Source organism: Nocardia grenadensis NBRC 108939, from assembly GCF_001613445.1.
Taxonomy (GTDB): domain Bacteria; phylum Actinomycetota; class Actinomycetes; order Mycobacteriales; family Mycobacteriaceae; genus Nocardia; species Nocardia grenadensis.
In genome coordinates this window covers 201,582-226,373 of record NZ_BDCJ01000013.1, presented here as the reverse complement: position 1 = coordinate 226,373, position 24,792 = coordinate 201,582, and the positions used below count along the sequence as shown (strand labels likewise).

Below are 24,792 nucleotides of genomic sequence, written 5' to 3'. Positions count from 1 at the left end.
CCGCTGCGTAGGCTGTAGGCCATGACGGTAGAGACCACCGCTGAGTTCGATATGCGTGCGGCCGTGCACGAAGCCGCCCGCCGGGCGCGGGTCGCTTCCCGGGTCCTCGCCCAGCTCACCACCGATCGGAAGAACGAGGCGCTGCACGCCGCCGCGGACGCGCTGCTCGCCGCCGCCGACACCGTGCTGGAAGCCAACGGCGAAGACCTGGTCGCGGCGAAAGCCGCCGGCACCGAGGATTCGCTGCTGGACCGGCTGCGGCTGACCAAGGACCGGATCGACGGCATCGCCTCGGGGCTGCGCCAGGTGGCCGGACTGCCCGATCCGGTGGGTGTCGTGGAGCGCGGATCGACGTTGCCGAACGGACTCGAGATTCGCCAGGTCCGGGTGCCCCTCGGCGTGGTGGGCATGGTCTACGAGGCGCGGCCCAATGTCACCGTCGACGCGTTCGGACTGGCGCTGAAGTCCGGCAACGCGGCGCTGCTACGCGGCTCGTCCTCGGCGGCGCGGTCGAACGCGGCGCTGGTCGCCGTACTGCGGGACGCGCTGAACGGGGTCGGCCTCCCGGTCGACGCGGTCCAGCTGCTGCCGAGTTCGGATCGCTCCAGCGTGACCCACCTGATCCAGGCCCGCGGCCTGGTGGACGTGGTCATCCCGCGCGGTGGCGCGGGCCTGATCAACGCGGTGGTGCGCGACGCCCGGGTGCCGACCATCGAAACGGGTACCGGCAACTGCCACGTCTACGTGCACTCCGGTGCCGATCTGGATATGGCCGAAGAGATCCTCGTCAACGCCAAGACCCGCCGCCCCAGTGTGTGCAATGCGGCCGAGACGGTGCTGATCGACGCGGCCATCGCCGATACCGCGCTGCCACGGCTGAGCAAGGCACTCGCCGACAAGGGCGTCACCCTGCACGGCGATCTCGACGGGATGGTCCCGGCCACCGACAAGGACTGGGGCGAGGAGTACCTGACCCTCGATATCGCGGTGAAGGTCGTCGACGATCTGGACACCGCGATCGAACACATCAATACCTGGGGCACCGGGCACACCGAGGCCATCGTCACCGGGGAACTGGCCGCGGCCGACGAATTCTCGCGCCGGGTGGACGCGGCGGCGGTTATGGTGAACGCCTCCACCGCCTTCACCGACGGCGAGCAGTTCGGTTTCGGTGCCGAGATCGGCATCTCCACCCAGAAGCTGCACGCCCGCGGCCCGATGGGGCTGCCGGAACTCACCTCCTCGAAGTGGGTCGTGCGGGGTTCGGGGCAGATCCGCCCCGCCTGACGACCCCGGCGACGAGAACGCGGGGCCTCGCGTCTCACCTCCGGTCCCGTTGCGCCGGGGGCGGGATCTCTCGCGGCCCCGGGGGGCGACGCCGGTCGGGTAACCGCCCGGTAGCGTGGGGTGGAGAGTTCAACGGAAGGACGGCCCGATGGAGCCCGCGAGTACCCCCTCCCCGCCGGTTCAGGAGCCGATCTTCGCATCGGTCGATGATGTGGTGCACCGCCTCGCCGAGACCGGATACCTGGCCGACAAGGCCACCGCGACCTCGGTCTTCCTCGCCGATCGGCTCGGCAAACCGCTGCTCATCGAAGGTCCGGCGGGTGTCGGAAAAACCGAACTGGCGCGGGCCGTGGCGCAGACGGCGGATGCCGAACTGGTGCGGTTGCAGTGCTACGAGGGTGTCGACGAGGCGCGGGCGCTCTACGAATGGAACCACGCCAAACAGATCCTGCGGATCCAGGCCGCCGGCGAGAACGACTGGGCCGAGACCAAATCGGATGTATTCACCGAGGAATTCCTGCTGTCCCGGCCCCTGCTCACCGCGATCCGCCGGGCCGACCCGACGGTCCTGCTCATCGATGAGACCGATAAAGCCGATGTGGAGATCGAGGGTCTGCTGCTCGAGGTACTGAGTGATTTCGCGGTGACCGTGCCGGAGCTGGGCACCATCACCGCCACCCGGAGACCGTTCGTGGTCCTCACCTCCAACGCCACCCGGGAACTGTCCGAGGCACTCAAGCGGCGCTGCCTCTACCTGCACCTGGACTTCCCGGACGAGGATCTCGAACGGCGGATCCTCGCGAGCCGGGTCCCGGAACTTCCCCAGGCGGTGGCCACCCAGCTGGTGCGGATCGTGCACGTGCTGCGCGGAATGCAGTTGAAGAAACTGCCCTCGGTCGCCGAATCCATCGACTGGGCCCGCACCCTGCTCGCGCTCGGGCACACCGAACTCGACGACACCACCGTCCGGGAAACGCTGGGCGTGGTGCTCAAACACCGCAGTGACCACCAGCGGGCGCTGGCCGATCTGAAACCGGCCTGACCGTGGTGGCCACCGACGACCAGCCCCTCGCCCCGCACGGTCTGCCGGGGCATCTGGTCGGTTTCGTGGAGGCGCTGCGGGCGCGGGGGATACCCGTGGGCCCGTCGGAGACGGTGGACGCGGGTCGGGTGCTGTCGGTGCTCGACCTGCTGGACCGCGAGTCGGTTCGCGAGGGACTGGCCTGCGCCCTGTTGCGGCGCACCACCCATCGCGGCACCTACGACGGACTCTTCGACCTGTGGTTCCCGGTGGCCATCGGAGACCGCGCCGGCGCCGCGGAGGCCGAGATCCCGTACCGCGACGACGGCCAGGTCGATATCCCCGGACTGCGGCGCATGCTGGCCGAAATGCTCGCCGACGAGGGTTCGGGTCAACAACAGGCGCTGATGGCCGCACAGCTCGTCGAACAGCTGGGGCAGTACCAGTCGGCGCGGGGCGCGTCCTTCTCGTCGTATCAGGCGTTGAAGGAGGTGCAGCCGCAGACGTTGCTCGCGCAGATCCTGGCTGCCATGGCCACGCCCGGGATGAGCGATTTCGATACCGAGATCGCGCGCCGGGCCGCTCGCTCCCGCATCGAGAGGTTCCGGCGCACCGTGGAGGCGGAGACCCGGCGGCGGGTTGCCGAACGCATCGGTAAGGAACGGGTCGCCTCCTATGGGGTCCCGCGGCAGGCCGAGGAAGTCGATTTCCTGCGGGCCTCGCAGGCGGAGCTGGCCGAACTGCGGCGCAGTACGCAGCGGCTGGCCCGGATCCTGGCATCGCGGCTCGCGGTGCGCCGCCGGCACGCCAAGCGGGGTGAGATCGATCTGCGCAAAACCCTGCGCAAGTCCATGTCCACCGGTGGGGTACCGATCGATCTGGTGAACCGCAAACCCCGGCCCGGCCGCCCCGAGCTGGTCCTGCTCTGCGATGTATCGGGTTCGGTCGCGGGTTTCAGCAATTTCACCCTGCTGCTGGTGAGCGCGTTGCGTGAACAGTTCTCGAAGGTCCGGATCTTCGCCTTCGTCGATCACACCGACGAGGTGACCAGGTTCTTCGATCCGCACACCCAGCTCGACGAAGCCATGCAGCGGATCTTCGCCGAGGCCGATATCGTCGGCTTCAACGGCCACTCCGACTACGGCAGTGCGCTGACGAGCTTCGCCGAGACGTTCCGCGACGCTGTCACCAGCCGAAGTTCCCTGCTGATCCTGGGTGATGCCCGCACCAACTACCGCGACCCCGAGCTTGCCACCCTGCGCGAGCTGGTCGAGGTCGCCAAGCACGCGCACTGGCTGAACCCGGAACCGCGCACCAACTGGGGATCCGGGGATTCGGCCGCCGACCGGTACCAGCAGGTCATCGAAATGCACGAATGCCGGTCGGCGGCGCAGCTCACGGCGGTGGTGTCCCGGCTGCTACCGGTCTGACCGGAACCCGCCGCGACCCCACCGTTAAGCTCGACACTCATGCACGGAACGGGCCGGGGTGGACGCAAGCTGGGTGTGATGGGTGGCACCTTCGATCCCATCCACCACGGACACCTGGTCGCGGCCAGTGAGGTCGCGCACCGGTTCGACCTCGACGAGGTGATCTTCGTACCCACCGGACAGCCGTGGCAGAAGACCGATCGCCAGGTCAGCCCGGCCGAGGACCGGTATCTCATGACGGTGATCGCCACCGCCTCCAACCCGCGGTTCTCGGTGAGCCGGGCGGATGTGGACCGCAGTAAAGTGACCTACACCGTCGACACCCTGCGCGATCTGCACGCCCAGTACCCGGGCGCGGAACTGTTCTTCATCACCGGGGCCGACGCGCTGGCCAGCATCCTCACCTGGCAGGATTGGGCGGAACTGTTCGAGCTGGCGAAATTCGTGGGGGTCAGCCGGCCGGGGTACGAGCTGAACATCGACCATCTGGCCGACCATCTGCGAGGTATGCCCGACGACGCGGTCACCATGATCGAGGTCCCCGCGCTGGCCATCTCGTCGAGTGAATGCCGCCGTCGCGCGGCCGAGGGGCGGCCGGTCTGGTATCTCGTACCGGACGGGGTCGTGCAGTACATATCGAAGCGGCATCTCTATGTGCCCGCTCGAGCGGAAGGTGATGGAAACGTGAACGAGGTGCTGGCATGAGCGGCGCACGCCCGGAGGTAGCAGCATGAGCGCGACGGAAGAGGCGGTGCGGATGGCGACCGTCGCCGCGCTGGCCGCGGACGAGAAGCTGGCCGCCGATGTGGTCGTGCTGGACGTCTCCGAACAACTCGTGATCACGGACTGCTTCGTGATCGCTTCGGCGCCGAACGAGCGCCAAGTCAATGCCATCGTCGATAATGTCGAAGAGAAACTGCGCGCGGCCGGACATAAACCGGTACGCCGGGAAGGGACCCGCGAGGGCCGTTGGGCGCTCTTGGACTACGTCGACGTGGTGGTGCACATCCAGCACAACGACGAACGTAATTTCTATGCGCTGGAACGATTGTGGAAAGACTGCCCCATCGTTCCGGTCGAGGGGATCGGAATGAGCGAGTCGGGCCCGGCGGAAGGAGTGGAGCGTGACCACGCAGGGCCCTCGCTCATGCCGCGTGAACACGGCGCGCCACCGGCCGCCGGAGACGAAAGTGCTGGAGAACCGAGTGAGAGATAAAACCGGTGTGCGCACCTTGATCCTGTTGCGCCACGGGCAGACCGAATGGAACGCAGGCGACCGGATGCAGGGGCAGATCGACACCGATCTCACCGATCTGGGACGGCGACAGGCGAAAGAGGCGGCGCGCGAACTGGTCTCCCACCAGGCGGTCGGATTGATCTCCTCCGATCTCCGCCGCGCCTACGACACGGCGCTGGCGCTGTCGGAGCACTCCGGACTCGACGTGGTCCGGGAGCCGCGGCTGCGGGAGACCCATCTCGGGGACTGGCAGGGTATGGGGGATGTCGAGGTCGATTCCCGCTATCCCGGTGCCCGGCTGGAGTGGCGGATGGACGCCACCTTCACCCCGCCCGGTGGGGAATCGAAACTGGAGGTCGGTGCCCGCGCTCTGCCGGTGGTGCAGGAGTTGTTCGACGAGCGGCGGGATTGGCCCGGCGCCACTATGATTCTCGTGGCGCACGGCGGGCTGATCGCCGCGCTCACCGCCGCGCTGCTCGATCTGCCGCCTCGGAACTGGCCGGCCCTCGGTGGCCTGGCCAATGCCAGCTGGGTGCAGCTGAGCAGCCACGGCCCGAGCCCGGAAAAGCCCGGTTGGCGTCTCGATGTGTGGAACGCAGCGGCGAAAGTAGCACCCGATGTCATCTGAAGACCTGAACCGCCAGATACCGGACGAACTGTTCCAGAAGGTATCCGCGAAACCGGAGCGCGCGCTACCGGACGCCCTGTTCGGCCCGGCGCCCGAACGGGAGGCGGACGAGACCGCCGACGACACCGCGGCCGCCGAGGACGGCGACGTCCGGAAGGCAGTCTGACCTCAGGAGGATTCCGCAGTGACAGCCACGTCCGCGGGTACACATGCGCCCGGTCCGGGTAGCGAACCGGGAACGACCGGCCCGGACACGGGTTCGGTCGCGGAGACGGGTACCGCGCCACGGATCGCGCCGAATGTGGAGGTCACGCCGGATCCCGCGGTGCCCACCGGATCCGCGGCTTCCGGTGCCCCGCGACCGGTACTGCTGGTGATCGCCGATTCGTTGTCCTATTTCGGCCCACGGGGCGGACTGCCGGCCGATCACCCCCGGATCTGGCCGAATCTGGTGGCGGCCGAACTGGATTGGGATGTCGAACTCGTCGCCCGGATCGGCTGGACCTGCCGGGACGCCTACTGGGCGTTGATCGGGGACCCGCGGGTCTGGGCGGCTGTCCCACGCGCCGGTGCCGTGGTCTTCGCGGTGGGCGGTATGGATTCGCTGCCCTCACCGTTGCCCACCGCACTGCGCGAACTCATCCGCTATGTGCGGCCGTCGGGGCTGCGCCGGGTGGTGCGCTCGGCCTACCAGTGGGTTCAGCCCCGGGCGGCGAAACTCGGTCGCCCGGTGGCGCTTCCACCCGAAGTGAGCGTGGACTATCTGGAGCAGTGCCGGACGGCGCTGAACCGGCTCCGGCCCGAGCTGCCCGTGGTCGCGGTACTGCCGTCGGTGCACGACTGCGCGGCCTACGGCCGGGTGCACAGTGGCCGCGAACCGGCGGTGCGCGCCCTGCGGGCCTGGTCGCGGCGGTGCGGTGTGCCGCTGGTGGACTTGAAGGCGGCGGTCCACGACAACATTTTCTCCGGCGACGCCAATCCCGACGGGATCCACTGGGGGTGGGACGGGCACACCGAGGTCGCCAAGGCGATGGTGAAAACGCTGCAAGAGGTGGGGTGAGACATGGCGGTCGTGGTCGTCACCGATTCGTCCGCCAGCCTGCCCGTGGAGGTGATCGGCGAGCTGGGTGTCGAGGTGGTGCCCCTGCACGTGCTGGTGGGGGATGCGCAGATCCGGGAGGGTGTGGACGAGCTCGCCGTCGACTACACCGCCGACGACGTCACCACGTCGGCGCCGTCGCCGGGTGAACTGCGCGACGCCTATACCGAGGCGCTGCGGCGCAGCCGCGGCGACGGTGTGGTCGCGGTACATCTGTCCCGGCAGCTTTCGGCGACCTGGGAGGCGGGAAGGCAGGCCGTCCGGGATATGGACGCCGCGGAGTCGGTGCTGCTGGTGGATTCGCTCGGGGCAGGCCTGGCGACCGGTTTCCCGGCGCTGGCCGCCGCGCGGTGCGCGGCTGCCGGCGGCACGCTCGCGGCCGTGTACGAGGCCGCGGTGCGGGCGGCGGCGGGTTCCCACACGTTCTTCGTGGTGAATCGCACCGAGCAATTGCGTCGCGGCGGAAGGCTCAGTACGGCAGCGAGTTTCTTCGGCAGCGAGCTGGTGAGCAAGCCCGTGCTGCAACTGGTACAGGGGCGGCTGGAACTACGGGACAAGGTACGTACCCGGTCGAAGGCGTTCGCGAAGCTGGTCGCGGCCGCCGAGGAGGCCGCGGGTGCGGGCCCGGCCGCGGTGGGGGTGCAGCATCTGGCGGCCGCCGAGGCCGCCGAGACGGTGACGAACCAACTGCGCGAACGTCTCCCGCAGGTCGACGAGGTTGTCGTCGCCGAGTTCGGGCCGGCGCTGGCGGTCCATCTCGGGGTCGGCGCGGTCGGGGTACTGGTACTCCCCGGCGGGTGCGGCTGACCGGTCGCGGTATCTGTCGCGGCCACCGGCCGTCCACAGGCCGGAGTTGTCCACAGGTCTATCGAAACCCCAGGTGGGTCCATGCGTTCGGCGTCCGGCCGGGCCTAGCGTCGCGGGCATGGCACCACACGACGAGCGCGAACGGGTACGCAGACAACTGGGCGGGCACCTCGCAGAGCTACCGCGGGACGACACGGACCCCCGGGTGCGTCCGTGGCCGGACTCCGCGTTCGCCGAGGCCGATGCCGTACGCACCCCGCGCTGGCTGGACGACGAACCTGCCCCGGCCGGCCGGTGGGACCGACTGATCCCCGACCGGTTCCGCGGCGCGCGCCTGGACACCGGGCGGCGCGGAGTGGCGGCCATGGCGGGTATCGGCCTGCTCGCCGCGCTGCTGACGGTCGTGATGGTGCTGTGGGATCGTCCGGTCGCGCAATCGGTTCCCCCGCTGCCCGCGGTCCAATCCGCCGCGCTGCCGGTGGATTCCGCGGAAGCCGGGCCGGTGCCTCGCGCGGCAGAGCCGGCGCCGACCGGAACGCAGCCCGCCGAACTGGTGGTGAGTGTCGTGGGTCTGGTGCACCGGGCAGGTCTGGTGCGGCTGCCACCCGGCGCCAGGGTCGCCGACGCGATAACGGCGGCGGGCGGTGCGCTCGACGGCGCGGATCTGACGGGACTGAACCTGGCCCAGCGGCTGGCCGACGGCGACCAGGTCCGGGTCGGTCCCGGCGAACCCGGCGGGCCGCTACCGGGCAGCGTGACGATCAGCGGCGGCTCCGCGGGACCTCCGCCCGATCCCGGCACGAACGGTGGTGGGGCCCCGGCGGGTACACCGGTGGATCTGAACTCCGCCACCGAAGCCGAACTCGACGCGTTGCCCGGAGTGGGCCCGGTGACCGCGAAGGCGATCATCGCCTGGCGCGAAACCAACGGGCGGTTCACCGATGTGGATCAGCTGGCCGAGGTGGACGGTATCGGCCCGGCCCGGCTCGCGCGCCTGCGCGAACTGGTGAAGGTATGAAGACGCTGCCCGTGCGGACGAGCGGCGTGGGCGCCGAACCGGTGCCGGGCCACGGTGAGATGTCGATACGAAGCCGGTGCCACGCGCAGGTGGTCGGCGGTCGGCGCACCGGGCACACACCGGGTGGTCGTCAACCAAACCCGCGGCGCCGACTCGGCGGCCCGGAGCCCGGAGCCCGGCCGAGGCGGCGGAGCCACACACGGGGGGCGGGTGCGATCCGCACGGTAGCGACCGCCCTCATCGATGACTTCACCAGCTGCCCGTCCCGCAGGCGAGATCGGTGGCTGCTCTGGCGCCTCGTGCGGAAATGGGGGCGGGTATGCCGGTGAGCGCGCCGCCGGGCACCGAAGGCCGGCGGCGCGCAGCGGGAGCGAAAGGTGATACGGCGGGTCCGGATACGGTGCTGGATGCGCGGTTGCTGCCGGCGACTCTGTCCTGTTGGCTCGCCACCGTCCTCGCGGTCGGCGCCGGGTGGGTCGCGGGGGTGGCCGTCGCGCTCGCGCTGGCTGTGCTCGCCCTGGCGGCCTGGGCACTGCTGTGGACCGGGATAGCCCATCGCAGCGAACGCCGCCGGGTCGTGGCGACGGTGGTGCTGGGTGCCGCGCTGATCGGTTCGGCGTTCGCCTGTGCCGGCGCGTGGCGGGAGCATCAGGTCGGTGCGCATCCGCTGCGCTCGGTACCGGCCGCGGCGACGGTCGAGGTGGTGATGGTGCCGGGGGACGACCCGAAACCGGTGCGCAGCAGTGGCTCCGGACGCGGCCGGCTCTGGGTGGTGCGCGGCGAACTCCGGGAGTTCCGCTATCGCGACCAGGTGGTACGCGGCGGTGGCGCGGTGGTCGTGCTGGCTGCGGGGCCGACCTGGGCGGAAATGCTGCCGGGGCAGCCGATCGAATTCCGGGCCCGGCCCGCGCCCCCGCGCAGTCACGATCTGACGGTGGTCACCCTGCGGCCGGTGGGCGAACCGAGCACCGCGGGCCCGCTGCCGTGGTGGCAGGCGGCCGCCGATTCGGTGCGTTCGGATCTGGTCGCGGCCGCCGGCCGGGCACTCGCACCGGATCCGGCCGGCCTGCTGCCCGCGCTCGTCGCGGGAGACACCTCGGCGCTGAGTGACCGGGTGCACGACGATTTCGTCGCCGCGGGCCTCCAGCATCTGACGGTCGTCAGCGGTGCGAACTTCTCGATCCTGCTCACCGCGGTGCTCGCCACCACCCGGCTGCTCACCCTCGGTCCGCGTCTGTCGCTGTTCTGTGCCGCGGTGGCGCTGGTGTCGTTCGTGATCATCGCCCGGCCCGATCCGAGTGTGCTCCGAGCCGCGGCCATGGGGTCGGTGACGCTACTGGCCTTGCTGACCGGCCGCCGGAAACAAGCCTTGCCCGCCCTCTGCGCCGCGGTGATCGCCCTGCTGGCGCTGCGGCCCGCGCTCGCCGTTCAAGCCGGCTTCGCGCTCTCGGTCCTCGCGACCGGTGCGTTGCTCCTGCTCGCGCCCAGCTGGGCCGACCATCTGCGGGCCCGTGGCTGGTGGCGACTACCCGCCGAACTGGTCGCGGTGGCGGCCGCGGCCTTCGTTGTCACCACGCCGCTCACCATTGCGATATCGGGGCAGCTCAGCCTGGTGGCCGTGGCCGCCAATATTCTCGTGGCCCCGGTGATCGCCCCGATCACCGTCGGCGGAGCGCTGGCGGCCGCGGCGGCCACCTGCTGGGACCCCCTCGCGCACCTCGTTCTGCGCCCGATCGGGCTGCCGATGTGGTGGCTGCTCACGGTGGCGACCGAGGCGGCCGCCGTACCGGGCGCGGTCGTCCCGGTCCCCGGCGGTGCACCGGGCGGTGTGATCGCCGCAGTGGTGGTCGCCGGCGGAATCGCGGCCCTGCGGTCGGCCCGGGTCCGGCGGGTCCTGTCGGCCGCATCCCTCGGAATCCTCGCCGCGTACCTACTACTGGTTTTCTTTCCCGGCTGATGAGCCTTCCCGGCTCCGGCCGGAACCACCCCCATGGACCCGTGGCAGGCCGTATCCCCGTCGTGGAATCGGGCGCCCGCCATGTTCGCGCAGCTCGAAACCGGACGACCGCGTCGCGACGCAATCGGCCGTGGACTCCGCCCTGCTATCGACCCGCCCTCGCCCTGTTCCTACGAGATCGCCGGGCCCTCGGCGTCCGCACCGCCCGGGCTGCGACCGGTGGCCGGCGGGCAGCCGTACGATCGGAGCCGTGAGCGAGCGACCTGCGGCCCTGCACCTGGTGCTGGGCGATGAGGAACTGCTGATCCAGCGTGCGGTGGCCGGGGTGACCGGGCAGGTGCGGGCGGTCGCGCCGGACCCGGACGCGGTCCCGGTCGACCGATTGCGGGCCGGTGATGCCAGCAGTGCGGAATTGGCGGAACTGCTGAGTCCCTCGCTGTTCGCCGAGGACCGGGTGATCATTCTGGAGGCGGCGGATCAGGCCGGTAAGGACGCCGTCGCGGTGATCTCCGAAGCCGCCGCGGCGCCACCCGAGGGGGTGGTACTGATGGTCGTGCACTCCGGCGGGGGCCGCGCCAAGGCCATGGTCCCCGAATTGCGGAAGGCCGGCGCGGTGGTACACGAATGCGCGAAGCTCACCAAGGCCTCGGAGCGGTCCGAATTCGTCCGGGCCGAATTCCGGGGGGCCGGGGCGCGGGTGTCGGCGGATGTGGTGCAGGCCGTACTCGACGCGGTGGGGTCGGAACTGCGTGACCTGGCGGCGGCGTGCTCGCAGCTGGTCGCCGATACCGGGGGCAAGCTCGATGTCGCGGCGGTACGCCGGTACTACTCCGGCAAGGCCGAGGTATCCGGCTTCGAGGTCGCGGACCTGACCGTGGCCGGGAACCGGGCGGGCGCGGTGGAGGCGCTGCGCTGGGCGCAGGACCGCGGGGTTCCGCATGTGGTGCTGGCCGACGCGCTGGCCGATTCCGTGCACACCATCGCGAAGGTGGGATCCGCGGGGCGCGGGGATCCGTTCAAACTGGCGGGTCCGCTGGGTATGCCGCCGTGGAAAGTGAAGAAGGCGCAATCGCAGGCCCGGGGCTGGACCCCGGCCACGATCGGATCGGCGCTACAGGTCGTGGCGACGCTGAACGCTGATGTCAAAGGAGGCGCCGCCGATTCCGGCTTCGCACTCGAGGACGCCGTACTGAAGCTGCTCGCCCTGCACGGACGCAGCTGAGGAGCCGGCGAGCGAACGGCCGCTATTCGACCGCGCTGAGGCCCAGTGCCTCTTCGGCCGCTTCGTCGTAGCGGCCGTCCCACTCCTCGTAGACGGGGGTCTCCTCGTCCCGGGTGACCATCCAGACCACCACCGGGCCGCCGTCATCATCGGCCGAGACCAGCACGTTCTCGATCTTGACTCCGATACCGAGGACTTCGGCGGCCCGGATCACACCGGGCAGGTCCTCGGCTTGGACTACCGATTGGTTCGCATACACCGTAACCATGGGCCGCATGCTACGGCAGGAAGCGCGCAACCGGTCCGGCGCCATCCGGGAACGGCCGGAAAAGCCGCGCTGACCGGGGGCCGGGAACGCCAAAAGCCGCCGTGGTCCTCAATGCCGCGGCGGCCGGTCGTCGAAGGGGATCAGTTGGTCAGAGCTTGTTCAGCGCGGTCGCCATCGCCGACTTCTTGTTGGCGGCCTGGTTGGCGTGGATAACGCCCTTGGAGGCGGCCTTGTCGAGCTTGCGGCTCACGAAACGGAGGCGCTCGGCGGCGGATTCCTTGTCACCGGACGCGGCGGCGGCCCGGAAGGCGCGGATGTAGGTGCGCAGTTCGGACTTGACCGACTGGTTGCGCTGCCGCGCCGCCTCGTTGGTGCGGATCCGCTTGATCTGGGACTTGATATTGGCCACGCCGGTATCCTCTGGTTCCTGTCTGGTTCGGTCGGAAAGTCTGTGTGCACCCCCGCCCTGGTGCTCGTCCATACAAGGGAACGGCCGGGCACGGGGTAGGCAACGCCGATTGGCCAGGTTACCAGCACGTGGCGGCGCGACGAAATCGTGGGCGGATCGTCACATTGCGGGCGAGGCGATGTCGTTGTGCGCGTCATTCGCCCCGCGTAACGTCCCCAACGATCGGCAGAGCGGTTTTCCCAGCAGGACCCAGGTGTTTCCCGGTGTGCGCCCCGGCACCAGGCGGGGCGGCGATCCTCTCGGAAGGCGGACCAGTATGTCTCCCACTGCGCAGGAAAAGGAAGCGATCCTCGAGGGCGTCGAACCGGCGGTGCCATCCGATCCCAAGAAATGGGCCGCCGAGGCGCTCGGCACGTTCGTCCTGGTGATGGGTGGAGTGGGAACCGCGGTACTGGCGGGAGAGAAGGTGGGCCCGCTGGGTGTGGCGCTGGCCTTCGGTTTGTCCCTGTTGCTCCTGGTCTACGCCATCGGGCCGGTATCCGGATGCCATGTCAATCCGGCTGTCACCGTGGGGCAGTTCCTGATGGGCCGATTGGCCCCGGTCAGCGCGGTGGGCTACATCGTCGCGCAGGTGGTGGGCGGTCTGGTGGCGGGTGTGGTGCTGTTCGCGATCGCGAAGAACCTGCCCTCCTACGATCGCGCGGCCGACGGCCTGGGTGCCAACGGCTGGGGTCCACACAGTCCGTCGGCGGTCACCGGCCCGACCGGGCAGGCGGTGATCCAGGACGGATACGGCATGGCCGCCATGATCATCGTGGAGGTGATGCTCTCCGCGCTATTGGTCTTCGTGGTGCTGGCCTCGACCGACCGGATTTCGGAGATTCCGCAGGCGGGCCTGGCCATCGGTTTCACTCTCGCGGTCATCAACCTGATCGCGATCCCGGTCGACGGTGCTTCGGTGAATCCCGCCCGGAGCCTGGCGGTCGCGCCCTTCCAGGTCGGTGCGATGGGGCAGCTGTGGGCATTCATCGTGTTCCCGCTGATCGGCGGGGTGCTGGGCGCGCTGGTGTACCGGCTGCTCTTCGGCCGCTCCCGGAGCTTGGAGGTCTGACCCGGCGCCGTCAGTTCCAGTGGTACTCGCGTACGAGTCGGTGGGCGACCAGGTCGAACAGTTTGCGCGGCAGGATGGCACCCTCGCGGCGGATCCCGTCCTCGGGGACATCGAGCACCCGGTCCAGCCGGACCCAGCTGTCCCGGCCCTGATGATCCCAGGTGCCCGCACCGATCCCTATCCAGTCCGGATCGTCGGCGCGCACCGGGTTGGAGCTGAGCATGAGCCCGAGCAGCGTATGCCCGTCGCGGCCGACCACCAGCACCGGACGGTCCTTGCCGTTGCTCGGGTCCTCTTCGAAGGGGACCCAGGTCCAGACGATTTCGCCGGGGTCGGCGCGGCCGTCCAGTTGGGGGGCGTACACCACGCGCCGCGCGCGGTGGGCGGTCGGTACCGGAGTGGAGGCGGCGGGCCGGACCGGGACGCCGCCGGGCGCGGCGGGCCGCCGACCGCGGCCCGAGCCGTCGCGGGTACCCCGGCGGTCGAGCAGGGCCCCGACCAGTCGCGGCGCCTGCCGCTTGACGATCTTCGGACCCTGTTGTTTCGCGATCGCGGTGAGTTGCTTGCCGAGACTGTTCCAACTGCGGGCCATCTCAGGAGGATAACGTCACGGCGCCGCCGGGGATATCGCCTCCGGTGGGCCGCGGCGGGACCTGGGCGGCGGCGGGCGGGGTCCAGCATGGGACGATGGTCGTCAGTACGCCCGATACCCCATGAGGAGTGGAGTGCCCGCCAGCTTCGCCGATACGACGTTCACCGATCCATCGCGGATCCGGAACTTCTGCATCATCGCGCATATCGATCACGGCAAGTCGACGCTGGCCGACCGGATGTTGCAGCTCACCGGTGTCGTGGAGGACCGGCAGATGCGTGCGCAGTACCTGGACCGGATGGATATCGAGCGGGAGCGCGGGATCACCATCAAAGCCCAGAACGTGCGGCTGCCGTGGACACCGAAGTCCGGGGAACACGAGGGTGAGGATTTCGTCCTGCACCTGATCGATACGCCGGGCCACGTGGACTTCACCTACGAGGTGTCGCGAGCACTGGAGGCGTGTGAGGGCGCGATCCTGCTGGTCGATGCCGCGCAGGGGATCGAGGCACAGACCCTGGCGAATCTGTACCTGGCGCTGGACAAGGATCTGGAGATCATCCCGGTCCTGAACAAGATCGACCTGCCGGCCGCCGATCCGGAGCGTTACGCGGCCGAACTCGCCCATATCGTCGGCTGCGAGCCCGAGGATGTGCTGCGCGTCTCCGGGAAGACCGGGGTGGGCGTGACCGAACTGCTGGATCGGGTGATCGAGCGCGTTCCGGCGCCGGTCGGGGAGGCGGATGCCCCCGCGCGGGCGATGATCTTCGACTCGGTCTACGACACCTACCGGGGTGTGGTCACCTACGTCCGGGTGGTGGACGGCAAGCTGACGCCCCGCGAGAAGATCAAGATGATGTCCACCGGCGCGACGCACGAGTTGCTCGAGATCGGCATCGTCTCTCCGGAACCCAAGCCCACCCAGGGCCTCGGGGTCGGGGAGGTCGGTTATCTGATCACCGGTGTGAAGGATGTCCGGCAGTCGAAGGTCGGCGATACCGTGACCGCCGCCCGCAACGGCGCGATCGAACCGCTCACCGGCTACCGCGAGCCGCGTCCCATGGTCTACTCGGGCCTGTACCCGGTGGACGGGTCGGACTATCCGGATCTGCGTGACGCGCTGGACAAACTCCAGCTCAACGATGCCGCTCTGACCTACGATCCGGAAACCTCGGTGGCGCTCGGGTTCGGTTTCCGCTGCGGGTTCCTGGGTCTCTTGCATATGGAGATCACCCGCGAGCGCCTGCAACGCGAATTCGGCCTCGACCTGATCTCCACCGCGCCGAACGTGGTCTACCGGGTGGTGATGGAAGACGATACGGAACATATCGTGACGAATCCGTCGTACTGGCCGGAAGGCAAGGTGCGCGACGTCTTCGAGCCGGTCGTCAAGGTCACCATCATCTCGCCGAGCGAATTCATCGGCGCCATCATGGAGCTGTGCCAGTCGCGACGCGGCGACCTCGGCGGGATGGACTACCTGTCGGAGACCCGGGTCGAGCTGCGCTACACCCTGCCGCTGGCCGAGATCATCTTCGATTTCTTCGATTCGTTGAAATCGCGGACCCGCGGCTACGCCTCACTCGACTACGAGGAGTCCGGAGAACAGCAAGCGCAGCTGGTCAAGGTGGATATCCTGCTGCAGGGCGAGGCGGTCGACGCGTTCAGTGCCATCGTGCACCGTGACGCCGCCCAGGCCTACGGGCACAAGATGACCACCAAACTGCGCGAACTGATCCCGCGCCAGCAATTCGAGGTGCCGATCCAGGCGGCCATCGGGTCCAAGATCATCGCCCGCGAGAACATCCGCGCCATCCGTAAGGACGTGCTGGCCAAATGCTATGGCGGTGACATCAGCCGTAAGCGCAAACTGCTGGAGAAGCAGAAAGAGGGCAAGAAGCGGATGAAGACGATCGGCCGGGTCGACGTCCCGCAGGAGGCCTTCGTCGCGGCGCTGTCCTCGGACGCGCAGTCCGATAAGCCGAAGGACAAGAAGTAGCGGCGCACGCGCCCGCTCACGGCAATATCGCTGTGCGATAGCGGGATCTGTTCCGGCGACCCCCTCCGGTCCACGGAATCGGCTGATAACGAAAATGTGACAGCCGCAGATGTCGACAATAGGCTGAGAGCCGATCCGCGCCGAGGCGGCCCCGGCGCGGTTGCTGTTGAACGCGAGAGTGGAGTTTGGAATGGCGCGTGATCTGCCGTTCGACGGCGACGAAGAGGTCACCGAACGCGGTGGTGACACCGCCTATCGCATTGCCAGCGCCACATCGCGAGTCGCCCGCGGCGGCGCCTATGTGACCGGCGGCGCGTTGATCGCGAACAACGGCGGCGGGGTTCCGGCGCCGCCCAGTGAACTGGACAGCCGGAACGCCGGCTGGGCCTACAGCGCCGATCCCGATCCCGATGTCCCCAGTCCGGTGGTCACCTTCCCGGATCCGGAGCCGGTGCTGCCCGCAGCGCCGGGTTCCGCCGGCGACGCGAGCACGACCATGCCGCTCCCGCACGGCTCTACATTCGATATCCAGGTCGGCCGGCCCGGCGATTTCGATCTCGACGACTACTATCCCGGTGTCCACACCGAGGACATACCGGGACTGACACTGGTACCCGGCGCGCCCGAAGGTGGCGTGCCCGGGTCGGAGTTCATGCCGGGCACCGGGGTACCCGAATCCAAGATCCCGGGTATGCCCGAGTTCGGCGCGCAGGATCCGGGTCTGCCGCCGAACAACATCCCGGGTTTCGACGGTATCCCCGGATGGGGGCAGGGTTTTTCGCTGCCCGGTAACGAAGGTTTCGGTGCCCCGGGTGAATTCGAACTGCCCGAACCGGGCGATGCCTTCCAGACCGATATCTTCGACCTGCCCCGATTCAACCTGAGCCCCGATTCCTCGGCGCAGTCGGTAGCGCGTAGCGCGGACGACGGCGACTGGGGTTTCGATCTCGCCGATCTCCTGGCCCGCCCGGCCGGTGATCCGGCGTCCGGCTGGTACGGAGACTCCGCGGGAGGCCCGACCGGTGAGCTGATCATCGACTACGGAGTCGGCGGCGGGATGGTCTTCGCGGACGGTTTCGGCCATGCGGTGGCCATCGATTCGCATATGGGACTGGACATCTCGGCGGGAGCCGACGGGTTCTGGGCCGCCAGCGACTGGGACCTCGATATCACCGTCGGTGACGGCAACCTGCTCGACGACCGGCTGGACCAGTACCTGGACTGGGCGCAGTCCGGCGCCGCCGCATCCGATGCGTTGCATTCGGCCGGGCGTGATCCGCTGGACGCCGCCGCTCGGACGAACGCGGGTGCGGAGACTCGCGGGGCAGAGCCCGGTGTCGCGGCGGACGCCGCTGTTCCCGGCGCGGCCTCCGGTACCGGTGCGGTCTCCGGCACCGGGGCAGCGGTGGCGCCGGGTGTGGCGGCTCCCGGTTCGATCCCGGCCGCCGCGATGGCCCCGGGCCCCGGCGTACCCGCCCCGGTCGCTCCGGCCCCGGTCGCCCCCGCGCCGATGGCCGCAGCCCCGGTCGCGCCGGCCCCGGTGGCTCCCGCGCCCGTCCCGCCGCCGGTCGTCGCACCGGCCGCCATGGCACCGGCGGTGCAGCCGGTCGCGGCGACCCCGCTGCAGACCACAGTCCAGCCCGATGCGGCGACCACCCCGATGGCCAATGTTCTCCATGCGCCGGCGGGACCGTCGCCGCTCACCGCGCCCGCGGCACAACTCCCGGATCTGTTCCACCGGCCGCCGCAGGCGCCGACGCCGGACCGGCAGTCGCCGGCCGAGCCGACCCTCCCCGGATCCGCCACGCCGATCGTGCCGACGACCACCGTGCCGACGACCACCGGCGACGCCACGTCCACCACCGGTCCCACGACCACCGGCCCCGAGGGCAGTACGACCACGTCCCCGGACGGCAGCACCACGGTGGACGGCAGCACCACACCGTCGATCGGCGGGACCACCAGCACGTCGCCGGACGGATCGACCACCTCGCCGGAGACCACCACCGGCACCGAGGGACCGACCACCGGGAGCACGTCGCCGGAAACCGCCACCTCCGAGGGCGGGTCCACCGGCAGCACCGGCGAATCGACCGGCGTCACCACCACGAGCCCCGGGTCCTCCACCGGTGAGACGGTGACCGGCGGTACCACCACCGACCCGATCGGTGGGACCAACCCGAACGGCCCGGGCACGGGCGACCCGACACCGGACGGGACCCCGTCCACGGTGGATGTCCCCACCCAGCAGGTGCCCACGCAGCAGGTTCCCACCGCGGATCAACCGTCGGCCCCGGTGCCCACCGTGAGCGTGCCGACCCAGCAGCCGACGCTGCCGGACGCCCCGGTGCCGGTGACGCCACATCCGCTGCCGACACCGCTCCCGGTAGCGCCCCAGGTGCAGCCGATCGCCGACCACATTTCGCCGGTTCCGTACGATGTGCACGCGGTGGCCGTCACGCCGTATACCGAGCACACCGCGTTCGGTATCGCGGGCGGTGGGCTGACCGGTGATCTGTCCGGCGGATCGCTGCCACATACAGTGGCGGTGACCGAGGACCCGATTGCCGATCACGGCCACTGGGTAATCATGTGACAATGCACGACCGGCGGGGGGCTGTTCGGTCGTACGGGGGGAGATTCGACCGAATGCGGTCGATGACGGGATGTTGTGACCGAGAGTGAGGAGCAGGCCTTGTCTGCCGTAGCCGGACCGCGGGCCGCCACGGTGAAGAACCCGGAGGTGATGGCCCCCCTCGTCCAGATCATCGATGAGCTGCGGGATGTCTCACGCACCGCGAGCCGTAACGATCTGCGGGGACGGCTCGGAATGGTGCGGGCCCGGGTGGCCGATACGAGGGTACGGCTGGTGGTGGTCGGTCCGCCGAAGAGCGGGACGAGCACCCTGGTCAATACCATGGCGGGGGCACCGATCAGCGCCACCGACAGCGCGATCAGCGTGCCGGCGATAGTGGAGTACGGCCCGGAACCTTCCGCCACCCTCATCCGCCGTGAGGGCGGCGGGCGGATCCGCCGGCAGCACGTCGATCCGCTGAATCCGGCTCCGGCGCTCATGGCGAAGGGGGTGATCCGGGCCGATTTCACCCAGCCCAGCCCGCTGCTGGCCGAAGGGATCGTCCTGATGGACGCGCCCGGCGCGGCCGTGCAGGACCGCAGTACCTGGTCGATGATCGCGGCCGCCGACGCCGTGCTCTACGTGAGCGACGCCGACAGCGAGTACAGCCGGGAGCAGATCGAGCATCTGCGCCGGATCGGGCAGGTGTGCCCCACGGTGATCTGCGTGCTCAACAAGATCGACCGGAACCCGAACTGGACGCATGTGCAGGAACGCAATCGCGAACTGCTCGACGCCGCCGGTCTGGGTTTCGCGGTGGCGCCGGTCTCGGCCGCCATCCACCAGGAGGCGCAGCAGTCGGGCGATCAGCAGCGGGCGATCGAATCGGGTCTGCCGCAACTGGTCGAACATCTGCGCGCCTACGTGGTCGCCCACGCCGACGCGACGGCCGTACAGTCCGCGGTGCGCGATATCCGGCTGGTCGGCGACCATCTCGGTGTCACGCTGCGCACCGAGGCCGACGCGCTGCGCGATCCGCGCCGCCGGGCACATGTCACCCAGCAGCTGGCCACCGCCCGGGACCAGGCCGATCAGCTGCGCCAGCGCACCGCGACCTGGCAGATCACACTGGCCGACGGCAGTACCGAACTCATGGCCGATATCGAACACGATCTCCGGCACCGGCTGCGGATCCTGGTGCGCGACGCCGAGGCCGAGATCTCACGTACCGACCCGGCGGTCCGCTGGGCCCGCTTCGGTACCGACCTGGAGGCCAGGATCGCCGAGGCGATCGCGGAGAATTTCGAGACGGCCAACTATCGCGCCGAGGAACTGGGCGAACAGGTGGCCGCGCGGTTCCCCGCCGACCACCGCCGTCCGGATCTGCCCGATATCCGTCCGCAGTATCCCGCCGAACTGCTGGAGAACGTCGCGCCGCTGGAGCCGCTCCAGAGCGCGAAAGCCGGTGTCACCGAGCAGTTCCTGTCCGCGCTGCGCGGTTCCTACGGCGGTATCCTGATGGTTGGCCTGGTCACCAGTCTGCTCGGTATGTCCCTGGTGAACTGGTATTCGGCGGGCGCCGGCATTCTGCTCGGCCTGCATGCCCTGTGGGAAGGCCGGCGCACCCGCCGACAGCGGCGGCAGGCCGAGGCCAAGGTGGCGCTGGCGCGGCTGATGGACGATGTGGTGTTCCAGGTCGGCAAGGAATCCCGGACCCGCCTGCGCGAGGTGCAGCGGGTGCTGCGGGATCATTTCACCGATATCGCCACCGACGCGTTGCGCACCGCGGACGAGGCGCTGCGGGTCGCCGAGGAAGCGGGCGCCCAGTACGGCGACCGGGGTGCGGAACGGCTCGCCCGGTTGGACAGCGAGATGGGTAAACTGCGCGACCTGCGTCAACAGGCCGACCGTTTCGTCGCTGCCTGACCGGGCCGGTTCAGCGCCGGGGGCGGCTGCGCCACGGGGTGCCGCCCCCGGTCTTGCTGTGGGCCGGCTGGAACGTTCCGGTCTCCTGCGAGCCCTCGGCCCGGATCAGATGGGTGACCGCGTTGATCAGCGCGAGGTGGGTGAACGCCTGCGGGAAGTTGCCCAGATGCCGGCCGGTGGACGGGTCGATCTCCTCGGCGTACAGCTTGAGCGGGCTGGCATGGGTGAGCAGCCGTTCGCACAGTCTGCGGGCGCGACCGATCTCGCCGATCTCCACCAGCGCCGATACCAGCCAGAACGAGCAGATGGTGAAGCTGCCCTCGGGGCTGACCTGCCCGTCGTCGGTGGTCTCGTTGCGGTAGCGCAGCACCAGTCCGTTCTCCGTGAGCTCCTCGGCGATACCGAGCACCGTCGCGCGGACCCGCCGGTCGTCCGGGGGCAGGAACCGGGTGAGTACTACCAGCAGCAGGGAGGCGTCGAGGGTGCTGCCACCGTAGACCTGGGTGAAGCGACCGCGGTCGTCCACGCCGTGGGCGAGCACATCGGCCCGGATCTCTTCGGCGATCCGATGCCATTCCTGGGCGGAATGCGACTGACCGTGCAGCTCGGCGATTCGTGCCCCACGGTCCAGCGCCACCCAGCACATCACCTTCGAGGAGGTGAAGTGCTGGGGTTCGCCGCGGACCTCCCAGAGGCTGCGGTCGGGTTCGCGCCAGTGGTCGATGGCGGCGCCGACCTGGCGTTCCAGCATGGGCCACAGTGTTTCCGGAACGTGCTGACGGGATTTCACGTGCAGGTAGACCGCGTCGAGCATGGTGCCCCAGATATCATGCTGCTCCTGGTTGTAGGCGTCGTTGCCGATCCGGACCGGCCGGGCGTTGCCGTACCCGGACAGATGATCGAGGGTGCGCTCGGTGAGCTCACGCTCCCCGCCGATCCCGTACAGCACCTGCAGGGGTACCGCTTCGCCGTCGGGTCCGGTGGTGGCGTCGTGCAGGAAGGCGAAGAAATCGTCGGCTTCGCGGTCGAGGCCCAGGGTGTACAGACCCCAGAGGGCGAAACTGGCATCGCGCACCCAGGAGTAGCGGTAGTCCCAGTTGCGTTCCCCACCGGGGGACTCGGGCAGCGAGGTGGTGGCGGCGGCCATCAGAGCGCCGGTGGGTGCGTAGGTGAGGCCCTTCAGGGTGAGGGCGCTGCGTTGCAGATAGCGTCGCCAGGGATGGTCCGGGAAATCGCCGAGGGTGACCCACTGCCGCCAGCATTCGATGGTCGTCCACATTTTGTCGGCGGCCTCGGCGAAGGTTCGCGGCGCGGGCAGTACCGACCAGGTGAGCGCGACGTAGGCGCAGTCACCCTCGCGCATCCGGGTCCGCGCCCGGGCCTCGCGCCCCTCCAGGCCCAGCCGCAGATCTGTGGTGAGTACCAGGGTGGGCCCGGCCGTGGGGTCGGCGGCACAGACCGCCGAGGCCTCCTCATACACCTTGCCGGTGTATTCCCAGGTGGCCGAGGCCCGGTGGTAGTCGAACGACGGTTCACAACTCAGTTCGAGTTCGACCGTGCCGCTCACACATTTCACCGTGCGCAGCAGCATATGGGCGGCGTCCCAATCGGTCGGCGTGCGGCGATGGGTGCGGCTGCGCTGGTCGGTGTTGTGCCACGGACCCAGTACCAGCGCGTCCCGGACGATCAGCCAGCCCGCTTCGGTCTGCCAGGTGGTCTCCAGGATCATCCCGCCGGGCAGGTAGCGGCGGGCGGCGGGCACGGTCCGACCGTAGGGGCCCAGCCGGAAATGACCGGCACTGCGATCCAGGATGGCACCGAAGACACTCGGCGAATCCGGTCGAGGGACACACATCCACTCGACCGAGCCGTTGCTGGCGATCAGACAAGTGGTCTCGCAGTCGGACAGGAAGGCATAGTCGTCGATGACCGGGAAGTTGCTCTGCGGCAACTTGGTCTCCGGCGGAATGGCCGGGAAGGTGCCCGGTTTTCCGTCGGCCGACGGTGCGTGCTCGGGACTCGGCATACCCCATCATGGGTCGCGCGGTCCCGAGCCGTCCACCACAGTTCAGCCGATGCGCCGGATCCGGGCCAGCCAGGCGGCGGCCTCGACCCGGCCCGCGGCGTCGGGCGTGAGGTCGCCGGCCTGCTCGGCGATCGTCTCGGTGATCCGGCCGTAGTAGCGGTCGGATCGCAGGTCTTGGATCGCCCAGCCGGGCGCAGTGAAAGAGTCGCGGATCATCTCCGCGCCGATCCGCGGGCCGAAGCCTTCCTCGGCATTCGACAGCGCCAGGACGTGCAGATGGCCGCCCGGCACGCACAGGCGGTGCAGCGTACGGACGTAGTCGGCCCGGGCCGCGGCATCGGCGAGGAAGACATGGAACAGCGCACTGTCCACGATGGTGTCGAAGGTGCCGAGCGGGTTGTCGCCGGAACGGGCCAGGGCGACCATATCGGCCACCTCGAATCGCGCGCCCGGCACATTCTTGGCGGCGGCGTTGCGGCGGGCGTAGGCGACCGCGCTCGGGGACAGATCGACGCCGAGTACGTCATAACCGAGTGCGGTGAGCGCGATGGTGTGCTCACCGGCGCCCGCTCCGGGGTCCAGGACGCGGCCGCGGATGTGGCCGGCGCGTTCCAGCTCCACGATCGCGGGCTGGGGCCCGCCGATAATCCACGGGGCGGTGTCGTTGTCGTAGGCGGAGTTCCATACCTCTGGTGCCTGTGTCATGACCCCACCCTGCAATCTCGAGTCGGGTTGAGGTCAAGGCGCGGGTCGGGGTGGCCACCGTGCGGTGTTCTACGCTGGTCGCCGTGGAGCGTATTGCCGACTGGTGGGACGGGTTCGAGATGTGGGTGGCGGGTCTGCCGTTCATCCCTCAGTTCCTCGTGGTGCTGGTGGGTATGGTGCCGATCAGTTTCGCAATCGCCTACCTGATCGACCGGCTCCTGCATGTGGCGGGCGTCGCGCTGGGTCGCGACGACGCCGACGGTGACCGCGATGCCGGAAACGAGGTGTACTGATGCCGCGCTCACGGGTGCAGCTGGCACTGCTGGCACTGCTGGTGCTGGTGATCGTCGCCTGGTTGTTCACCCGGTGACGCGGGCTGTCGTGCGTGCCGGTGCCCGGTCCGTATCGGGTGGGCGCGGGTTCGGTGAGCGGGCCGGCACGCGGTGCGGCCGGCCGGTTCCTCGCCTGCTGTTGGTGCTCGTCGCGGTGCCGATGCTGCTGGCCGGGTGTGCCGGCGGATCCAGCGACGAGGTCGGCGGCGGCGGGGCCGACGGCAGCGGCGGAACCGTCGATCTGTACGCGTACGCCATCCCCAAGCCCGGCTACGACGAGGTGGTCCCGAAGTTCAACGACACCGAGGTGGGCGAGGGCGTCGAGGTGCGCCGGTCCTACGGCGCATCGGGGGACCAGTCCCGCAAGATCGCGCGCGGTGCGCCGGCCGATGTGGTGAGTTTCTCCCTCGAACCCGACATCACGCGCTTGGTCGACGCCGGACTGGTGGACCCCGACTGGAATGCCGACGCCACCCGCGGGGTGCCCTTCGGCTCGGTGGTGGCGCTGGTGGTGCGCTCCGGGAACCCGAAGAACATTCGGACCTGGGACGATCTCCTGCGCCCCGATGTCGAGGTGGTGACCCCGAACCCGTTCAGTTCCGGTTCCGCGAAATGGAACCTGCTCGCCCCCTATGCCGCGGCCAGCGCGGGTGGGCAGGACCCGCGGGCGGGTGTGGACTATCTGAACCGGATGCTGACCCATGTGCGCGTCCAGCCGAAGTCGGGGCGCGAGGCCACCGAGGCTTTCCTGCAGGGCACCGGCGATGTGCTGATCAGCTACGAGAACGAGGCGATCTTCGCCGAACGGCACGGCGACCCGGTCGAGCACATCGTTCCGGACACGACTTTCAAGATCGAGAATCCGGTCGCGGTGCTCGAGCACGCCCCACACCCGGAGAAGGCGATCGCCTTCCGCGATTTCCTCTATACGACCGAAGCGCAGCGTGCCTGGGCCGACGCGGGCTTCCGTCCGGTCGACCCGGGGGTGGCCGCCGAGTACACCGACGCCTTCCCGCAGCCGTCCATCCTGTACACCGTCGCCGACCTCGGCGGCTGGGAGACGGTGGAAGCGGAACTGTTCGCACCCGACTCCGGCACCATCGCCGTCGCCTACGACAACGCGACCGAGTAGCCGGGTGACCC

General features: G+C 69.5%; 23 protein-coding genes. 18 read left to right on the top strand and 5 right to left on the bottom strand.

The window, feature by feature from the left end; genetic code table 11:
* Positions 1-21: 21 nt before the first annotated feature.
* The 12 genes from NGR01S_RS17070 (at position 22) to holA (ending at position 11,706) form a co-directional block, all read left to right on the top strand.
* Positions 22-1,287 (top strand): glutamate-5-semialdehyde dehydrogenase, encoded by a 1,266-nt coding sequence (locus tag NGR01S_RS17070; RefSeq protein WP_063037901.1) that lies wholly within the window; start codon positions 22-24, stop codon positions 1,285-1,287.
* Between the two features lie 148 nt (positions 1,288-1,435).
* The gene (locus tag NGR01S_RS17065; RefSeq protein ID WP_063037899.1) at positions 1,436-2,329 is read left to right on the top strand and encodes an AAA family ATPase; all 894 of its coding nucleotides are present in this window, start codon (positions 1,436-1,438) and stop codon (positions 2,327-2,329) included.
* 2 nt (positions 2,330-2,331) lie between these two features.
* Positions 2,332-3,738 (top strand): vWA domain-containing protein, encoded by a 1,407-nt coding sequence (locus tag NGR01S_RS17060; RefSeq protein ID WP_373861428.1) that lies wholly within the window; start codon positions 2,332-2,334, stop codon positions 3,736-3,738.
* 39 nt (positions 3,739-3,777) lie between these two features.
* Positions 3,778-4,443 (top strand): nicotinate-nucleotide adenylyltransferase, encoded by a 666-nt coding sequence (gene nadD / locus NGR01S_RS17055; protein WP_063037896.1) that lies wholly within the window; start codon positions 3,778-3,780, stop codon positions 4,441-4,443.
* Between the two features lie 25 nt (positions 4,444-4,468).
* The gene (gene rsfS / locus NGR01S_RS17050; RefSeq protein WP_084481214.1) at positions 4,469-4,954 is read left to right on the top strand and encodes a ribosome silencing factor; all 486 of its coding nucleotides are present in this window, start codon (positions 4,469-4,471) and stop codon (positions 4,952-4,954) included.
* The gene (locus NGR01S_RS17045) at positions 4,944-5,603 is read left to right on the top strand and encodes a histidine phosphatase family protein (RefSeq protein WP_063037895.1); all 660 of its coding nucleotides are present in this window, start codon (positions 4,944-4,946) and stop codon (positions 5,601-5,603) included. The genes rsfS and NGR01S_RS17045 overlap by 11 nt, the downstream gene beginning before the upstream one ends.
* Positions 5,593-5,769 carry a hypothetical protein gene (locus NGR01S_RS30985; RefSeq protein ID WP_157107294.1) on the top strand — a complete coding sequence of 59 codons (177 nt, stop codon included), beginning with the start codon at positions 5,593-5,595 and terminating at the stop codon, positions 5,767-5,769. The genes NGR01S_RS17045 and NGR01S_RS30985 overlap by 11 nt, the downstream gene beginning before the upstream one ends.
* 159 nt (positions 5,770-5,928) lie before the next feature.
* Positions 5,929-6,663, top strand: coding sequence for a diglucosylglycerate octanoyltransferase (gene octT / locus NGR01S_RS17040; RefSeq protein WP_063038013.1), 735 nt, complete (start codon positions 5,929-5,931; stop codon positions 6,661-6,663).
* A 3-nt stretch (positions 6,664-6,666) separates the two neighbouring features.
* Positions 6,667-7,509, top strand: coding sequence for a DegV family protein (locus NGR01S_RS17035; RefSeq protein WP_063037894.1), 843 nt, complete (start codon positions 6,667-6,669; stop codon positions 7,507-7,509).
* A gap of 118 nt (positions 7,510-7,627) precedes the next feature.
* On the top strand, positions 7,628-8,527 hold the full coding sequence (locus tag NGR01S_RS17030) for a ComEA family DNA-binding protein (RefSeq protein ID WP_063037893.1): 900 nt from the start codon (positions 7,628-7,630) through the stop codon (positions 8,525-8,527).
* A 280-nt stretch (positions 8,528-8,807) separates the two neighbouring features.
* Complete coding sequence (locus NGR01S_RS17025; protein WP_218020782.1) at positions 8,808-10,484, top strand: ComEC/Rec2 family competence protein; 1,677 nt, start codon at positions 8,808-8,810, stop codon at positions 10,482-10,484.
* Between the two features lie 250 nt (positions 10,485-10,734).
* On the top strand, positions 10,735-11,706 hold the full coding sequence (gene holA, locus NGR01S_RS17020; protein WP_084481212.1) for a DNA polymerase III subunit delta: 972 nt from the start codon (positions 10,735-10,737) through the stop codon (positions 11,704-11,706).
* Positions 11,707-11,728: 22 nt separating this feature from the next.
* Here holA and NGR01S_RS17015 read toward each other — a convergent pair whose 3' ends face one another.
* Together NGR01S_RS17015 and rpsT are read right to left on the bottom strand one after the other, a co-directional pair.
* Positions 11,729-11,974 (bottom strand): hypothetical protein, encoded by a 246-nt coding sequence (locus NGR01S_RS17015; RefSeq protein WP_063037892.1) that lies wholly within the window; start codon positions 11,972-11,974, stop codon positions 11,729-11,731.
* Positions 11,975-12,122: 148 nt separating this feature from the next.
* Positions 12,123-12,383, bottom strand: coding sequence for a 30S ribosomal protein S20 (gene rpsT / locus NGR01S_RS17010; protein WP_063037890.1), 261 nt, complete (start codon positions 12,381-12,383; stop codon positions 12,123-12,125).
* Between the two features lie 316 nt (positions 12,384-12,699).
* On the opposite strand from rpsT, the gene NGR01S_RS17005 reads away from it, so the two are divergent.
* Entirely contained in the window at positions 12,700-13,494 is a 795-nt protein-coding gene (locus NGR01S_RS17005) for an aquaporin (RefSeq protein WP_063037888.1), read from the top strand.
* A 10-nt stretch (positions 13,495-13,504) separates the two neighbouring features.
* On the opposite strand, the gene NGR01S_RS17000 is transcribed toward NGR01S_RS17005, so the two are convergent.
* Entirely contained in the window at positions 13,505-14,086 is a 582-nt protein-coding gene (locus tag NGR01S_RS17000; protein WP_063037886.1) for a type II toxin-antitoxin system PemK/MazF family toxin, read from the bottom strand.
* 121 nt (positions 14,087-14,207) lie between these two features.
* Between NGR01S_RS17000 and lepA the strand changes: the two genes are divergently transcribed.
* The 3 genes from lepA to NGR01S_RS16985 all read left to right on the top strand — a co-directional run bounded on the left by lepA (position 14,208) and on the right by NGR01S_RS16985 (position 20,586).
* Positions 14,208-16,085, top strand: a complete 1,878-nt coding sequence (lepA, locus tag NGR01S_RS16995; protein ID WP_063037881.1) for a translation elongation factor 4 — start codon at positions 14,208-14,210, stop codon at positions 16,083-16,085.
* A 190-nt stretch (positions 16,086-16,275) separates the two neighbouring features.
* Positions 16,276-18,681: a hypothetical protein gene (locus NGR01S_RS16990; protein ID WP_063037879.1), complete on the top strand. Its 2,406-nt coding sequence runs from the start codon at positions 16,276-16,278 to the stop codon at positions 18,679-18,681.
* A 99-nt stretch (positions 18,682-18,780) separates the two neighbouring features.
* On the top strand, positions 18,781-20,586 hold the full coding sequence (locus tag NGR01S_RS16985; RefSeq protein ID WP_063038007.1) for a dynamin family protein: 1,806 nt from the start codon (positions 18,781-18,783) through the stop codon (positions 20,584-20,586).
* A gap of 10 nt (positions 20,587-20,596) precedes the next feature.
* On the opposite strand, the gene NGR01S_RS16980 is transcribed toward NGR01S_RS16985, so the two are convergent.
* Positions 20,597-22,612 (bottom strand): glycoside hydrolase family 15 protein, encoded by a 2,016-nt coding sequence (locus tag NGR01S_RS16980; RefSeq protein WP_063037877.1) that lies wholly within the window; start codon positions 22,610-22,612, stop codon positions 20,597-20,599.
* Positions 22,613-22,654: 42 nt separating this feature from the next.
* Positions 22,655-23,317, bottom strand: coding sequence for a class I SAM-dependent methyltransferase (locus NGR01S_RS16975; RefSeq protein ID WP_063037875.1), 663 nt, complete (start codon positions 23,315-23,317; stop codon positions 22,655-22,657).
* A gap of 83 nt (positions 23,318-23,400) precedes the next feature.
* Between NGR01S_RS16975 and NGR01S_RS16970 the strand changes: the two genes are divergently transcribed.
* Positions 23,401-23,610: a hypothetical protein gene (locus tag NGR01S_RS16970; protein WP_063038005.1), complete on the top strand. Its 210-nt coding sequence runs from the start codon at positions 23,401-23,403 to the stop codon at positions 23,608-23,610.
* Between the two features lie 199 nt (positions 23,611-23,809).
* On the top strand, positions 23,810-24,781 hold the full coding sequence (locus NGR01S_RS16965) for a sulfate ABC transporter substrate-binding protein (RefSeq protein ID WP_063038003.1): 972 nt from the start codon (positions 23,810-23,812) through the stop codon (positions 24,779-24,781).
* Positions 24,782-24,792 lie beyond the last annotated feature (11 nt).

Coding starts and splice junctions, on each gene's coding strand:
- NGR01S_RS17070 (WP_063037901.1), top strand. CDS start 22: ATGACGGTAGAGACCACCGCTGAGTTCGATATGCGTGCGGCCGTGCAC.
- NGR01S_RS17065 (WP_063037899.1), top strand. CDS start 1,436: ATGGAGCCCGCGAGTACCCCCTCCCCGCCGGTTCAGGAGCCGATCTTC.
- nadD (WP_063037896.1), top strand. CDS start 3,778: ATGCACGGAACGGGCCGGGGTGGACGCAAGCTGGGTGTGATGGGTGGC.
- rsfS (WP_084481214.1), top strand. CDS start 4,469: ATGAGCGCGACGGAAGAGGCGGTGCGGATGGCGACCGTCGCCGCGCTG.
- NGR01S_RS30985 (WP_157107294.1), top strand. CDS start 5,593: ATGTCATCTGAAGACCTGAACCGCCAGATACCGGACGAACTGTTCCAG.
- NGR01S_RS17035 (WP_063037894.1), top strand. CDS start 6,667: ATGGCGGTCGTGGTCGTCACCGATTCGTCCGCCAGCCTGCCCGTGGAG.
- NGR01S_RS17030 (WP_063037893.1), top strand. CDS start 7,628: ATGGCACCACACGACGAGCGCGAACGGGTACGCAGACAACTGGGCGGG.
- NGR01S_RS17015 (WP_063037892.1), bottom strand. CDS start 11,974: ATGGTTACGGTGTATGCGAACCAATCGGTAGTCCAAGCCGAGGACCTG.
- NGR01S_RS17005 (WP_063037888.1), top strand. CDS start 12,700: ATGTCTCCCACTGCGCAGGAAAAGGAAGCGATCCTCGAGGGCGTCGAA.
- NGR01S_RS17000 (WP_063037886.1), bottom strand. CDS start 14,086: ATGGCCCGCAGTTGGAACAGTCTCGGCAAGCAACTCACCGCGATCGCG.
- lepA (WP_063037881.1), top strand. CDS start 14,208: ATGAGGAGTGGAGTGCCCGCCAGCTTCGCCGATACGACGTTCACCGAT.
- NGR01S_RS16990 (WP_063037879.1), top strand. CDS start 16,276: ATGGCGCGTGATCTGCCGTTCGACGGCGACGAAGAGGTCACCGAACGC.
- NGR01S_RS16980 (WP_063037877.1), bottom strand. CDS start 22,612: ATGCCGAGTCCCGAGCACGCACCGTCGGCCGACGGAAAACCGGGCACC.
- NGR01S_RS16975 (WP_063037875.1), bottom strand. CDS start 23,317: ATGACACAGGCACCAGAGGTATGGAACTCCGCCTACGACAACGACACC.
- NGR01S_RS16965 (WP_063038003.1), top strand. CDS start 23,810: ATGCTGCTGGCCGGGTGTGCCGGCGGATCCAGCGACGAGGTCGGCGGC.